Source organism: Dactylosporangium sp. NPDC000244, from assembly GCF_040300725.1.
Taxonomy (GTDB): Bacteria; Actinomycetota; Actinomycetes; order Mycobacteriales; family Micromonosporaceae; genus Dactylosporangium.
The window spans coordinates 1-13,912 of record NZ_JBEPEH010000090.1 but is presented as its reverse complement, the minus strand read 5'-3'; the positions used below and the strand labels follow the sequence as shown (position 1 = coordinate 13,912).

Genomic DNA, 13,912 nt, shown 5'->3' with positions numbered 1-13,912 from the left:
CCCTCACGGAACTCCGGATCGAACCGACGCCTCGTCTCAGCCATGAACCTCTATCCCTCAAGTTCTGGCCTCCACGTTACGAGGGGAACCTCAGGATCTATTTGGTGACCACCGGGTTGTGGACGGCTGTTGAGCGTTTCGTCTTCCGGCAGCGGAGTGTCTTGACGGCCTGAGTGGGCGTTCGCAACAGAGCTGTTGTCGATGCCTGCTCGGGTGAGGGCGGTGGTGGGGGAACGTCGGGCGGTCGTGGCGGCTGGGATCGGTTGCCGCCACGACGAACGGGAGCGACTTAGGGCTATCGGCCTACTAGCAAAAGGCGATAGGGCGTACCTACCGAAGTGGGTGGGCGGAGGTGGCGTGGGTGGAGCGCCAAGCGCGAAGACGGTCAATGCGGTGGCGAGGGTGGAGCGCCAGGCGCGAGGGCGGCCGACGCGGGTGGCGAGGGTGGAGAGCAGGCACGAAGGGGCGACGCGGTGGCGAGAGCAAAGGAGCGCTGCTGAGGAGCGGGGGCGGCTGGCGGCCAGGTGGACTTTCGCGGTACGAGTGCGGAAGTTCTTTTGATTCTGACAAAAGTTCGGTTGGGTCTGGCGGAAAGCCCCGGGTCCGATCTACGCTCCTAATCCAGCGACATTTGGCGATGTCGTCATCCATGGATCCCTATCGCCACGTTCCTCACCCGCTAGGAGGAGCCCGTGCGTACGGGTGTGTGGCTGGTCGGCGCACGCGGTTCTGTCGCCGTCACCAGCATTGTCGGAGCCGCCGCGTTGCGGTCCGGGCTCGCCGAGCCGATCGGCTGCGTCACCGAGCATCCGCGGCTGCAGACCGGGGCGCTGCCCGGGTTCGCAGACCTCGTGTTCGGTGGCCATGACGTGGTCAATGCCAGCCTGGTCAAGCGAGCCGAGGCGCTCGCCGCGGCCGGAGTCGTTCCCGCGCGGCTGGTTGCGGCCCTCCACAGTGAACTGTCGACAGTGGACGATGACGTACGGCCGGTGCCCCACGCGCCGACCCAGCGCGAAACGGCCGCAATCATGCAGGGCGACCTGGAGCGATTCCGGGACCGCCACGAACTGGAGCGCGTCGTCGTCGTCAACGTGTCGTCCACCGAGGCCGCCGCGGTGCCGCACCCGGCGCACGCCGGGCTCGACCGGCTCCGCGCGGCCATGGCAACGCCTGAGCAGGTGCTGCCGAGCAGCTCGGTGGCGGCCTACGCGGCGATGAGCGCGGGGTGCGCGTACGTCGACTTCACCCCGTCCACCGGCGCGCGGCTCCCGGCACTGCACGAACTCGCGGTGGAGCGCGGCACCCCGTACGCGGGGCACGACGGCAAGACGGGCGAGACCCTGCTCAAGTCCGTGCTCGCCCCGATGTTCGCGATGCGGCGGCTGCATGCGACCTCGTGGTCGGGCATCAACCTGCTCGGCGGCGGCGACGGGGCCACGCTCGCCGAACCGGCCGCCAACGCCGCGAAGTCGGCGAGCAAGCAGCGCGTGCTCGGCGAGACGCTCGGATACGTGCCGGACGGGACGACGCGCATCGAGTACGTTCCGGGGCTCGGCGACTTCAAAACCGCCTGGGACCTGGTCACGTTCGAGGGCTTCCTCGGCACCGCGATGCGCATGGAATTCACCTGGCACGGCTGCGACTCCGCCCTGGCGGCGCCGCTTGTGCTCGACCTTGCGCGACTCACCGCGGCCGCGCACAGGAACGGACATGTCGGACCGCTCGCCGCGCTCGCGTTCTTCTTCAAGGACCCGCTCGGCGATACGGACCACGGCCTGGGCGCGCAGTTCGAGACGCTGGCCGAGTTCGTCGAGGGCCTGCGATGAGGTGGCGCGATTCGGCCGAAGTCGTTCGGGTGCCCGCGGCGTTGGACGGACCGCGGCCTGGCCGCCCGGTTCGAGAGGCTCGCCGAGCTGGTCGAGGGCCGCGATTTCGAGACGCTCGCCGAGCTGGTCGAGGGCCGCGATGAGGTGGCGCGATCTGGTCGAACTCGTCCGGGCGCCCGCGGCGTTGTCGGTGCCGGGAGACATCATCGCGGGCGCGGCGGCCGCGCGGCGACTCGGGCCGAAGACGGCGGGACTGGCCGGGGCGAGCGTGCTGCTGTACTGGGCCGGCATGGCCGCCAACGACTGGGCCGACCGCGAGATCGACGCCAAGGAGCGGCCCGAGCGGCCGATTCCCTCCGGCCGGATCTCGCCCGGGGCCGCGCTCGGCATCGCGGCCGGCCTGACCACGGCCGGTGTGGTCGCGGCCGGTCTCGCCGGCGGCCGCAGGGCGCTGAGCGTCGCGGTGCCGCTGGCCGGGGCGATCTGGGCGTACGACCTCGGCCCGAAGACACCGGCGCTCATGGCCACCTGCCGAGCGCTCAATGTGCTGCTCGGTGCGAATGAGCGACCCGGGAAGGCCGTTTGGCCGGCGGCGACCATGTTCGCGCACACGTACACCGTCACCGCACTCTCGCAGGCCGAAGTGGACGGGGCCACGCCGGAGCTGCCGACTCGGACGCTTGCCGGGACGGCCGTGGTCGCGGCGGCCGCGGGCGGGACGCCGGGGGCGGGAGCGCTCGCCGGGTGGTACGCGATCCGGTACGGCCGTCCGCAGCTTGACGCCGTGCGAAACCCGGACGCCGCGCACATTCAGCGCGCGGTCGGGGCCGGAATCGTCAACATGCCGGCGCTCCAAGGTGCGCTGACCGCTCGCGCCGGGGCGCCGCGGCTCGGTCTCGCCATCGCCGCGGTGAGCGAACTGGCCCGTCGGCTGGCGAAGAAGGTGAGCCCGACATGAGTGCACCGTCTTGCACGTTCGCGCACAAAGTGACGCCACGGATTGAGCGAGTGTCGCGTTGCACGTTCGCGCACAAGGCGACGCGAACGACCGTGCGAGCACGTGTGGACATGATCGGGCGCGAGGCGGCGCGATCGGCCGGGAAAGCGGCCCGCTGTGCGTTCGTGCGCGAGTCTGGCCACCGGTTTCGTGCCGCAGGGCATGGGACGCGAACGACCGGGCGAATGGCGAATCGTGCGAGTGCGTGCGAAAGAGCGTGCGTGATCTCGTGGGCGGCGATGTGCGCGGGCGCGGCAGCCTCGGTCGCGACAGTCTCGGGTGAGGCGGCCTCGGGTGGGGCGTCTTCGGGCGCGGCTGTCTTGGGCGGGGCTGCCTCGGGTGGGGCGTCTTCGGGCGCGGCTGTCTTGGGCGGGGCTGCCTCGGGCGGGGCTGTCTTGGGCGGGGCTGCCTCGGGCGGGGCTGTCTTGGGCGGGGCGCCGGCGGTGGGGGAGGGGTGGGTGGCGTGAGCGCGCTCCGGTTCGGCTACGGCACCAACGGCTTCAGCAATCACCGCCTCGACGACGCGCTCGCGGTCATCGCCGGGCTCGGCTACGACGGCGTTGCGCTCACCCTCGACCATCATCACCTGGACCCGTTCGACGCCGGTGTCGCTCGCCACGTGCGCGAGGTCAGCCACCGGCTGGGCCAGCTCGGGCTCGGCGTGGTGATCGAGACCGGCGCGCGCTATCTGCTCGATCCCTGGCACAAGCACGCTCCCACGCTGATCGACGACGAACCCGGGCCGCGGCTGGAGTTCCTGCGCCGCGCTGTGCGGATCGGGGCCGATCTCGGGGCCGAGGCCGTCAGCTTCTGGGCCGGGGTTCCGCGTGCTGGCCTGGCCCGGGATGAGGCCTGGCGGCGGCTCGTCGGCGGATGCGCCGAGGTCCTGGCCGCGGCCGAGGGGGCCGAGATGATGCTCGGCTTCGAGCCGGAGCCGGGGATGCTCGTGGAGTCGATGGCCGACTGGGAGCGGCTGCGGGCCGACCTCGGTGCGCCCGTCCACTTCGGACTCACGCTCGACATCGGGCACTGCCGGTGCCTGGAGCCGGTGCCGGCGGACGAATGTGTGCGAAGAGCGGCCGGTTCGCTCGTGAACGTGCAGATCGACGACATGCGTCGCGGCGTACACGAGCACCTCGAGTTCGGGCAGGGCGAGGTCGATTTCCCGCCGGTCCTGCGGGCGCTGGCCGACATCGGTTACGGCGGTCTGATCGCGGTCGAGCTGCCCCGGCACAGCCACGCCGCCCCGTCCGTCGCTCGGGACTCGCTGGCGTTCCTGCGCGAAAAGGCCAAGGAGGCGCTGTGAAACGCGCGATCAGGTCAGCGAGGCGCGGCGAAACGCGCAACGAACCGCACCGATCGGGTCGGGGTAGCGCCGTGAACAGCGCGGCGGAACTGAGCGACCGGACTACGCGATCGGGTCGGCGAAGCGCCGTGAACCGTGCGACCAGGCCAGCGCGGCGCGGCGAAATGTGCAACGAACCGCGCGACCGGGTCGGAGCAGCGCCGTGAACAGCACGGCGGGACTGAGCGACCGGACTGCGCCACCCGGCCGAGGAAGCCCAATGAAGCCCGCCACGGGGCCGCGCGACCAAGCCAAGGAGGCCACATGAACCTCGTGACAGGACTGCGCGCCGAGCTCGCCGACACCGTGTGGCTGGACACCGCGCTGGAGACCGTGGCCCGTCAGCCGGCCGCGATCGCGCGGCTGTTCCCGGCCGTCGGCCGCCGCTGCGGGCGTTGGATGCTCAAAGAACCCCCGGGCTGGAGCGTCGACGACGCCGCCAGGGTCCTGCTCCTGACGCGACTGCAGGACAAGAGCGAAATCCCGCAGCTGTACCGCCACGGTGACGCCGCCGAGAAACGCGCGATCCTGCGCGCTCTGCCGCTGCTCGAGCCGGAAGCGGACACGGTGACGCCCATTCTCGAGGACGCCCTGCGCACGAACGACGCGCGGCTCGTCGCCGCCGCGCTGGGGCCGGCCGCTCGGCACCTCGACGCGGCAGCGTGGCGGCAGGGTGTGCTCAAGGCCGTCTTCATGCAACTCCCGCTCGACCAGGTGGCCGACCTCGACGAGCGGGCCGACACCGAGCTGAGCGTCATGCTGGCGGGCCTGGCCGAGGAGCGCCGCGCCGCCGGCCGCACCATGCCCGCCGACGCCGAAGCGCTGATCCAGCGACTCCAGGAGAGGGGACAGTGATGCGCATCTTCGACCCCCACATCCACATGACCTCGCGTACCACCGACGACTACGAGCGCATGGCCGCGGCCGGCGTGCAGGCCCTCGTCGAGCCCGCGTTCTGGCTCGGCCAGCCGCGCACCAGCGTGGGCTCGTTCACCGACTACTTCGACTCGCTCGTCGGATGGGAGCCGTACCGCGCGAGCCAGTTCGGCATCCGCCACTACGCCACGATCGCGCTCAACCCGAAGGAGGCCAACGACCCCCGCTGCCGCGAGGTGCTCGACGTGCTGCCGCGCTATCTCGAGAAGGACGGCGTCGTCGCGGTGGGCGAGGTCGGCTACGACTCGATGACCCCGGCCGAGGACGAGGTCTTCGCCGCGCAGCTCGCGCTCGCAGTCGAGCATGAACTTCCGGCGCTCGTGCACACGCCGCACCGGGACAAGGCGCGGGGAACCGCACGTACGCTCGCCGTGGTGCGCGAGTCCGGGCTCGAGCCGGGCCGGGTCGCCGTCGACCACCTCAACGAGGTCACCGTCGCGGCGGTGGCCGAGTCCGGCTGCTGGATGGGGTTCTCCATCTACCCGGAGACGAAGATGACGGCCGAGCGCATGGTGCACATCCTGCGGGAGTACGGGCTGGAGCGCATGCTCGTCAACTCCGCCGCCGACTGGGGGCGCTCGGATCCGCTGCTGACAAGACGTACCGGTGAAGCAATGCTGGCCGCAGGGTTCTCCGATGACGATGTGGACCGCGTGCTGTGGCGCAATCCGGTCGAGTTCTACGGTCAGTCCAAGAAGCTGGATTTCTCCACAGTGGACAGAGCGGAGACGCACGAGGGCAACTCGATCCGGCGCGGGGGCGAGTGATGCGGCTGCGGCACCCCGATGGGCAGACCGTCCACCTGGCGTACGGCACAAACGTCCACCCCGCCGAGGACCTCGACGGCATCGTCGCGCAACTGGGCACCTACGCCACGCCCATGCGCGAGCGGCTCGGCACCGACCTGCTCGGCCTCGGCCTGTGGCTCAGCGCCGGCGTCGCCGCGGAGCTCGCCGCGGACGGGGCCGCGCGTCGCCGGTTGCGCCGCGAGCTCGACGCGCGCGGCCTGGAGGTGGTGACGCTCAACGGTTTCCCGTACGGCGCGTTCCACGCACCGGTCGTCAAGCGCGCCGTGTACTACCCGGACTGGGCCGATCCCGCGCGCCTGCGGTACACCCTGGATCTGGCGCGGATCCTCGTGGACCTGCTGCCCGACGACGCCGCCCGCGGCTCCATCTCCACGCTCCCGCTGGGCTGGCGCGAACCGTGGGACGGCCCGCAGGCGGCCCGGGTCGGCCGGGCGCTCGACGCGCTCGCGCAGGGGTTGGCCGGGCTGGAGGCGCTCACCGGGCGCGCCGTGCGGGTCGCGTTCGAGCCGGAGCCCGGTTGCGTCATCGAGAACACGCTGCAGGCCGCCGTGCACCTGGCCCGGGTCGACCGGCGCTGGCTCGGCGTCTGCGTCGACCTGGCCCACCTCGCGTGCCAGTGGGAGGACCCGGTCGCCGCGGTGCAGCGGCTCGCCCGGGCCGGGCTGCCGGTGGTGAAGGTCCAGGTCTCGGCCGCGCTGGAGGTCGCCGACCCCGGCGGTGCCCGCGAGGTCGTGGCCCGCTACGCCGAGCCGCGCTTCCTGCACCAGACCCGCACGGCCGGCTGCCGGCACTCCTTCGACGACCTCGACGAGGCCCTGGCCTCGGCCGAGGCGGGCGGGGAGCCGTGGCGGGTGCACTACCACGTGCCGCTGCACGCGGAGCCGGAGCCGCCGTTGCGCTCGACCACGCCGGTGCTGCGGGCCGGGCTGGGGGTCCTCGTCGGCGGCCCGGTCGCGACGTGCGATCACCTCGAGGTGGAGACGTACACCTGGAGCGTCCTGCCCGCCGAGCGCCGCCCGGAGAGCCCGCGCGAGCTGGCCCACGGGATGGCCGCCGAGCTCGCCTGGACCCGCGACACCCTTCACGACCTGGGGTTGAAGGGATGAGCGGCCTGGAGTTGCGGAATCCGGTTGCCGCGCGTGGCTGTGGCGACATGACCCGACAGTTGCCGGCGCTCGATCTGGGGCTGCGGGCATGAGCGGTCCGGAGCGAAGTGCTGTGCAAGTCGGTTGCCGCGCGTGCCGGGGCCGGAGCGAAGCGGAGGTCTTTGCGTGAGTCGTCAGTTGCTGGTGCTCGATGTTGTCGGTTTGACGCCGCGGCTGCTGCCGCACATGCCGAACCTGATGAGCGTTGGTGCAGCGGTGCCGCTCGAGCCCGTGCTGCCCGCGGTCACCTGCTCGGTGCAGTCGACGTTCCTGACCGGCGAGCCGGTTTCTGGGCACGGGATCGTCGGCAACGGGTGGTACTTCCGCGACCTCGGCGAGGTCCTTCTGTGGCGTCAGCACAACGCGCTCGTCGGGGGCGAGAAGCTCTGGGACGCCGTCCGGCGGGACGAGCCCGGGTTCACCGTCGCCAATGTCTGCTGGTGGTACGCGATGGGCGCCGACGTCGACTGGACCGTCACCCCGCGGCCGATCTACTACGCGGACGGGCGCAAGGAGCCCGACTGCTACACGTTCCCGCCCGAGCTGCACGACGAGCTGGTCGCTGACCTTGGCCCGTTTCCGCTGTTCACGTACTGGGGGCCGACCGCCGGTCTGCCCTCGTCCGCGTGGATCGCGCGGGCCGCCGAGCGGATCATGGCCGCCAAGAACCCCGACCTGACCCTCGTGTACCTCCCGCACCTCGACTACGACCTGCAGCGCTACGGCCCGTCCGACCCGCGGGCCGAGCGGGCCGCGGCCGAGCTCGACACGGTGCTCGGGCCGCTGCTGCACGCGGCGCGCGCGAGTGGACGGACGATCGTGGCGCTTTCCGAGTACGGCATCACGGACGTGCGCCGGCCGGTGGACATCAACCGGCTGCTGCGCACGGAGGGCTGGCTGAACGTGCACACGCAGGACGGGATGGAGTATCTCGACCCGTGGACGTCGCGCGCGTTCGCCGTCGCCGATCATCAGATTGCGCACGTGTACGTTCGCGACGCGCGGGATGTGCCGGAAGTGCGCAAGGTGTGCGAGCAGCTGCCGGGCGTCGGCGAGATCCGGGAGGGGCTCGGGCACGAGCGCTCCGGTGAGTTGGTGCTGCTTGCCGAGCCTGACGCGTGGTTCACGTACTACTACTGGCTCGACGACGCTCGGGCGCCCGACTTTGCGCAGGTCGTCGAGATCCACCGCAAGCCTGGCTACGACCCCGCGGAGCTGTTCTTCGATCCGGCCGGGCCGGGTGCGGCGAAGGCTCGGGCCGGGCTCGCGCTGGCCAGGAAGAAGCTGGGGATGCGGTATCGCATGAGCGCGGTCGGGCTGGACGCGGGCGCCCAGGCGGTTCGGGGGTCCCACGGGCTGTTGCCTGCCGACCCGGCCGACGGGCCTGTCTGGCTCTGCGATGACCCGGCGGTCGCCCCGAACCGCGTTCATGCGACCGAGGTCAAGGGTTTGCTGATGCGCCTGCTCGGGGGAGGCGGCGCGGGGAAGTGACGCGACACGTCAGCTGAGGTGGGCTGGCGCGTGTTTGCGCGAATGTGCAAGGGGCGGTGCGCGGGAGTGGCGCGGTAGGTCCGCTTAGGCTCCCGGCCGCCTGTTTGCGCGAACGTGCAAGGGACGGTGCGCGGGCGTGACGTGGCAGGTCGGCTGAGTCGGTTGGCCGGCCGCTTGCGCGAATGTGCAGGAGGTGGTGCGCGGGCGTGACGTGACCCGGCTGTGGCGTCCGGTCCGCGCCTGGCTCGCGCCCGCGCCCGTGCCCGCTCCCACACTCGTGTCCGGCCCGCCCTCGTGTCCGGCCCGCGTCTGGTCCGCGCCCGGGCCCGCGCTCGTGTCCGGGCCGCGTGCGTGTCCGGCCCGCGTCCGCGTTCGGTCCGCGTTCGGTCCGCCCCCGGCTCGCGTCTTGCCCGCGCCCGCCCCGTGCCCGGCCCGCGCACGTGTCCGGTCCGCGCCCGGTCCCGCGGGAGTGGCGCGGTAGGTCCGCTGAGGCTCCCGGCCGCCTGTTTGCGCGAACGTGCAAGGGACGGTGCGCGGACGTGACGTGGTAGGTCGGCGCCCCTGTCCGGCCCGCGCCCGCCCCTCGCCCGCGTGTCCGGTCCGCGTCCGCGTCGGCCCGCGCCCGTGCCGCGAGCGGTCAAGACGTCGCCGCCGCCCCCGCTCGCAAGAGGTGGTGCGCGGACTTGATGCGATACATCTCCGCGTCCGCCACGCGCATCAGGTTGTCCAAGTCGCCGTCGCGCGCGGTCGCCGTGCCGATGCTCGCGTCCACCGACACCGTGCCCGCGCCCAGTCGCACCGGCTCGGTGAGCGACGCGCGCAGCCGCGCTGCCACCTCGTGGGCGCGGTGCGCGTCGGTGTCGTGCAGCAGCACCAGGAACTCGTCGCCGCCGAGTCGGGCGACCAGGTCGTGGTCGCGCACCTCCGCGCGCAGCCGCGCCGCCGTCACCTGCAGCAGCTCGTCGCCGGCGGCGTGGCCGAGCGTGTCGTTGATCGCCTTGAACCCGTCCAGGTCGAGCACGAGCACGGACGCGGGCACGCCGGGGTGGAGGGTACTGCGCGCATGTTCGTGCAGCAGGTGCCGGTTGCCCAGGCCGGTGAGCGGGTCGTGCAGTGCCTGTTCGCGCAGTCCCGCCGCCTGTTCGCGCAGGCTGGCGCGGGCCGCGGCCAGCTGGCCGAGATGGTTGTGGTGCGCCCGGGACAGCAAGCCGGTCAGGACCGCCACCACGAGCTCGAGGCCGGGCGCGACGCTGACGAGATCGGCCGGCATCTGATATCCGGCGATCTGCGGGGAGTACACGTAGAGCAGAATTCCCGCGACCGACTCGGCCGCGAAGACCGTGAGCGCGCCCGTGAGCTGGTGCCGGTAGGCGCCCACGATGATCGGGATGATGAGCAGCGGCCAGAACACCAGGTCCGGCGAGGCCGCCGAGCTGTAGACCATGGCGATGATCGCCGCGGTGTCCACGGCCAGGAGCACGGCGCTGATGCGCGGGTAGCGGCGGCGGCCCACGCTGCGCAGCGCGTACACGCCGAGGAGGTTGATGAGCGCCTCGGCGGCCGCGGCGGCGATGCCCAGTACCGTCGACATCCCCGGCACATGGGGAAACACCGTGATGCTGAGGACGATCCACAGCACGGCGGCCGCGCGGCTGAGGATGCCGGCCCACTCCAGGCTGCGGCGCATGCGCACGAGCGCGTCGTCGACCTGGAACGATTGCATGGAGTTTGACTCGGCGGGGCGGCCCCTGACCTGAGCCGTGGGCGAACCTGAGAAGAATCACAGGTAGAACCCCTAAGGAACGGCTTTCAGGTGCGTTCCGGATAGTCGGGGGAGTGTACGGTCCGTAGTCTCGGCGACGTGACACTCATCGAGACGCGTGCGCTGACGAAGCGCTACGGGGGTGGCGTCACCGCCCTGTCGGACCTGACTCTGGCGGTGGAGCCGGGGATCATCGGCCTCGTCGGGGCTAACGGCGCCGGGAAGTCCACCTTCATCAAGATCATGCTGGGCCTGCTGCCGCCGACCACCGGCGAGCTGCGGGTCCTCGGGCTCGACCCGACCGCGAACGCCGAGGACGTGCGCTCGCGGGTCGGGTACATGCCGGAGCACGACTGCCTGCCGGGCGAGGTCTCGGCCGCGGAGTTCGTGACTCACCTCGCGCGGATGAGCGGCCTGCCCGCCACGGCCGCCCGCGAGCGCGCCTCCGAGGCGCTGCGCCACGTCGGGCTCTACGAGGAGCGGTACCGTCAGATCGGCGGCTACTCGACCGGCATGAAGCAGCGCGTCAAGCTGGCTCAGGCCCTGGCCCACGACCCCGACCTGCTGCTGCTGGACGAGCCGACGAACGGCCTCGACCCGGCCGGCCGCGACGCGATGCTGGAGCTGGTGCACCGCATCGGCACCGAGTTCGGCATCTCCATCGTGGTCTGCTCGCACCTGCTGGGCGAGGTCGAGCGCATCTGCGACTCGATCATCGCCATCGACGGCGGGCGGCTGCTGCGCTCGGCGTCGGTCGAGGACATGACGACGAGCCGCGACGTGCTCACCGTCGAGGTGTCCGAGGGCGTCGACCTGCTCACCGCGCGCCTCGCGGAGCTGGGCATCCCGGCCGGCCGCGACGGGGCCGCGCTCACCGTGCCGCTGGACTCCGAGGACGTGTACGACCGCATCCTCGTCGCGGTCGCCGAGCTCGACCTGCCGCTGCACCGGCTCGACCAGCGCCGCCACCGCGTGGCCGAGCTGTTCCAGACCCACTCCGTCACCGCACCCGCGCTGAGCGCTCAGGAGGCCGGCCGTGGCGCCGCAGACTAGTGTCATCCATGACATCGGCTATCAGCGGTACACGGGACCGCGGCTCGGCCGGTGGTACGCCAACCGCTCCCTCTACGAGCACAGCGTGCGCGCCGCGTTCGGCATCGGGCGCGGGGCCAAGGCCAAGATCTTCCCCTGGATGATCATCGGCATCGTGCTGCTCGTGGCCGTGGTCGTCATCGCCTACCGGTCGATCAGTGGCCAGACCCTGATGTCGTACCGTGACTATGTCGCCGGTCTGAGCTACCCGGTCATGCTCTTCCTGGCCATCGTGGCCCCCGAGCTCGTGTCGCGGGACCTGCGCGATCGAACGCTTCCCTTGTACTTCTCCCGCCCCCTCGCCCGCACCGACTACGCGCTGTCGAAGTTCGCCGCGCTGGTCACCGCCGTGCTGCTGCTCCTGGGCGTGCCGCAGTTGCTGATCTACATCGGGGCCGTGTTCACGCGCACCGACGGCTTCTCCGGCGCCTGGCACGAGCTGGGCGACCTGGCACCGGGCCTGGCCGCGGCGCTCATCCGCGCGCTGATCCTGGCCGGCGTCTCGCTGCTGGTCGCCTCGCTGACCGGCCGGCGCGCGTTCGCCGCCGCGTTCATCGTCGGCGTCTTCCTCATCACCTCGCCGATCGTGGGCATCCTGAACTTCCTGGGCAACGAGACCCTGGCCAAGCTCTCGTTCATGGCCAACCCGATGACCATGATGCTCGGCCTGGAACAGTGGATCTTCGGCGCCGAGTCGAACAACCGGCTGCCGATCGGGAACCTCGGCCCCGTGTACGGCGTCGGCGCGCTCGTCCTGCTCGCCGGTTCCGTCGGGCTCCTGCTGCTGCGTTACCGGAAGGTGGCCGCCTGACATGAGTACCGTCGATCTGCAGCACGTCTCGCGGTGGTACGGCAATGTGGTCGCCGTCAACGACGTCACCATGAGCCTCGGGCCCGGCGTCACCGGCCTGCTGGGCCCGAACGGGGCCGGCAAGACGACCCTGCTGCACATGATGTCGGGGTTCCTCGCCCCGTCCCGCGGCACGCTGACCGTGGACGGCGCCCCGACCTGGCGCAATCCCGACGTGTACCGCACGCTCGGCCTCGTCTCCGAGCGCGAGAGCGTGCACGGCTTCCTGACCGGTCACGAGTTCGTGCTCGCCAGCGCCAAGCTGTTCCGGCTCGCCAACCCCGAGGAGGCCGCCCGCCGGGCGCTCGCCCTCGTGGAGATGGAGCCGGCCCAGGACCGCCGGATCGAGACGTACAGCAAGGGCATGCGCCAGCGCATCCGGGTGGCGGCCGCGCTCGTGCACGAGCCGAGCGTCCTGCTGCTCGACGAGCCCTTCAACGGCATGGACCCACGGCAGCGCTTCCACATGATGGACCTGCTGCACAAGATGGGCGACGAGGGCCGCACGGTCCTGTTCTCCTCGCACATCCTGGAGGAGGTCGAGCAGGTCTCCGGCACCGTGCAGGTCATGGTGGCCGGCCGCCTCGCCGCGTCCGGCGAGTTCCGCACCATCCGGCGGCTGATGACCAACCGCCCGCACGTGTTCACCATCCGCTCCAGCGACGACCGGCGCCTCGCGGTCGCCCTGATGACCCTGGAGTCGGTCGCGGGCGTCGACATCGACTCGACCGGCCTGCAGGTGCGCGCGTCGGACTACGGCACGTTCACCCGCGCCCTGCCGCGCGTCGCGCTCAAGGAGGGCGTCCGGGTGCGCCGCCTGATCCCGGCCGACGAGTCCCTGGAAAGCGTCTTCTCCTACCTGGTGGGTGCCTGATGAACGCCACTGTCGCGATGATCACCGCCCGGGGCCTGCTGGGCCGCCGCCGGATCTGGCTGCTGGTGCCGCTCCCGCTGCTGCTCATCGGCCTCACGCTGATCGTCAAGGCGTTCGGCCCGGACCCGGCCGAGTGGGGCGAGGGGGTCATCGGCGGCCTGGGCTTCTCCGCGGTACTGCCCGTGATCGCCCTCATCATCGGCACCGGCGTCCTGGGCTCGGAGATCGACGACGGAACCATCACGCACATCCTGAGCAAGCCGCTCCCGCGCTCGGAGATCATCTTCACCAAGCTCGCCGTGGCGTCCGGCGTCACCGCCCTCTTCGCCGGCGTGCCGCTGTTCATCGTGGGCCTGATCGCCGGGCAGCCCCCGCTGGCCTTCGCGCTCTTCGTCGGCGGGGTGATCGGCTCCCTCGCGTACTGCTCGATCTTCCTGCTGCTCAGCGTCATGACCCGGCGGCCGGTGCTCGTGGGGCTGGCGTACGTGGTCCTCTGGGAGGGCGTGCTGGGCAACATCCTGACGGGGACGCAGAAGTTGTCGATCCAGCAGTACGTGCAGGCGATCGTCGACTGGCTCGCCCCGACGGACCTGCTGCACGGCAACGTGGCGGTGCCGCTGAGCTGCGTGATGGCGGCGGTGTTCACGGTGGCCTCGACGGCCTACGCGATCCAGCGCCTGCGCACGCTCTCGGTCGCGGGCGAGACGGGCTGACCGGCTGGTTTATCGATCACTAGCCGCGGGGTAAACCCGACGTAGACGCGAGGCGACCGGCTCCCCCCTCCG

At 71.5% G+C, this 13,912-nt stretch carries 12 protein-coding genes; 11 read left to right on the top strand and 1 reads right to left on the bottom strand.

What is annotated here, in order from left to right:
• Positions 1-692: 692 nt before the first annotated feature.
• From ABT369_RS57065 to ABT369_RS57035, 7 genes are all read left to right on the top strand, one after another.
• On the top strand, positions 693-1,826 hold the full coding sequence (locus ABT369_RS57065) for an inositol-3-phosphate synthase (RefSeq protein WP_350627024.1): 1,134 nt from the start codon (positions 693-695) through the stop codon (positions 1,824-1,826).
• A 139-nt stretch (positions 1,827-1,965) separates the two neighbouring features.
• Positions 1,966-2,784, top strand: a complete 819-nt coding sequence (locus tag ABT369_RS57060) for an SCO3242 family prenyltransferase (protein ID WP_350627022.1) — start codon at positions 1,966-1,968, stop codon at positions 2,782-2,784.
• Positions 2,785-3,286: 502 nt separating this feature from the next.
• Positions 3,287-4,129, top strand: a complete 843-nt coding sequence (locus ABT369_RS57055; RefSeq protein WP_350627020.1) for a sugar phosphate isomerase/epimerase family protein — start codon at positions 3,287-3,289, stop codon at positions 4,127-4,129.
• 303 nt (positions 4,130-4,432) lie between these two features.
• Entirely contained in the window at positions 4,433-5,023 is a 591-nt protein-coding gene (locus tag ABT369_RS57050) for an EboA domain-containing protein (RefSeq protein ID WP_350627018.1), read from the top strand.
• Complete coding sequence (locus tag ABT369_RS57045; protein ID WP_350627016.1) at positions 5,023-5,871, top strand: TatD family hydrolase; 849 nt, start codon at positions 5,023-5,025, stop codon at positions 5,869-5,871. The genes ABT369_RS57050 and ABT369_RS57045 overlap by 1 nt, the downstream gene beginning before the upstream one ends.
• Positions 5,871-7,019 carry a metabolite traffic protein EboE gene (gene eboE, locus ABT369_RS57040; RefSeq protein WP_350627014.1) on the top strand — a complete coding sequence of 383 codons (1,149 nt, stop codon included), beginning with the start codon at positions 5,871-5,873 and terminating at the stop codon, positions 7,017-7,019. The genes ABT369_RS57045 and eboE overlap by 1 nt, the downstream gene beginning before the upstream one ends.
• 165 nt (positions 7,020-7,184) lie before the next feature.
• A complete protein-coding gene (locus ABT369_RS57035; protein WP_350627012.1) occupies positions 7,185-8,549 on the top strand; it encodes an alkaline phosphatase family protein in 1,365 nt (454 codons plus the stop codon).
• Positions 8,550-9,186: 637 nt separating this feature from the next.
• Here the strand turns inward: ABT369_RS57035 and ABT369_RS57030 are convergent.
• Entirely contained in the window at positions 9,187-10,272 is a 1,086-nt protein-coding gene (locus ABT369_RS57030; protein ID WP_350627010.1) for a diguanylate cyclase, read from the bottom strand.
• A 138-nt stretch (positions 10,273-10,410) separates the two neighbouring features.
• Between ABT369_RS57030 and ABT369_RS57025 the strand changes: the two genes are divergently transcribed.
• The 4 genes from ABT369_RS57025 to ABT369_RS57010 are packed head-to-tail and all read left to right on the top strand — an operon-like array spanning position 10,411 to position 13,840.
• A complete protein-coding gene (locus ABT369_RS57025) occupies positions 10,411-11,364 on the top strand; it encodes an ABC transporter ATP-binding protein (RefSeq protein WP_350627008.1) in 954 nt (317 codons plus the stop codon).
• Entirely contained in the window at positions 11,348-12,214 is an 867-nt protein-coding gene (locus ABT369_RS57020; protein WP_350627006.1) for a DUF2705 family protein, read from the top strand. Before ABT369_RS57025 ends, ABT369_RS57020 begins: the two co-directional genes overlap by 17 nt.
• A 1-nt stretch (position 12,215) precedes the next feature.
• On the top strand, positions 12,216-13,127 hold the full coding sequence (locus ABT369_RS57015; RefSeq protein ID WP_350627004.1) for an ABC transporter ATP-binding protein: 912 nt from the start codon (positions 12,216-12,218) through the stop codon (positions 13,125-13,127).
• Complete coding sequence (locus ABT369_RS57010) at positions 13,127-13,840, top strand: ABC transporter permease subunit (protein ID WP_350627002.1); 714 nt, start codon at positions 13,127-13,129, stop codon at positions 13,838-13,840. The genes ABT369_RS57015 and ABT369_RS57010 overlap by 1 nt, the downstream gene beginning before the upstream one ends.
• Positions 13,841-13,912 lie beyond the last annotated feature (72 nt).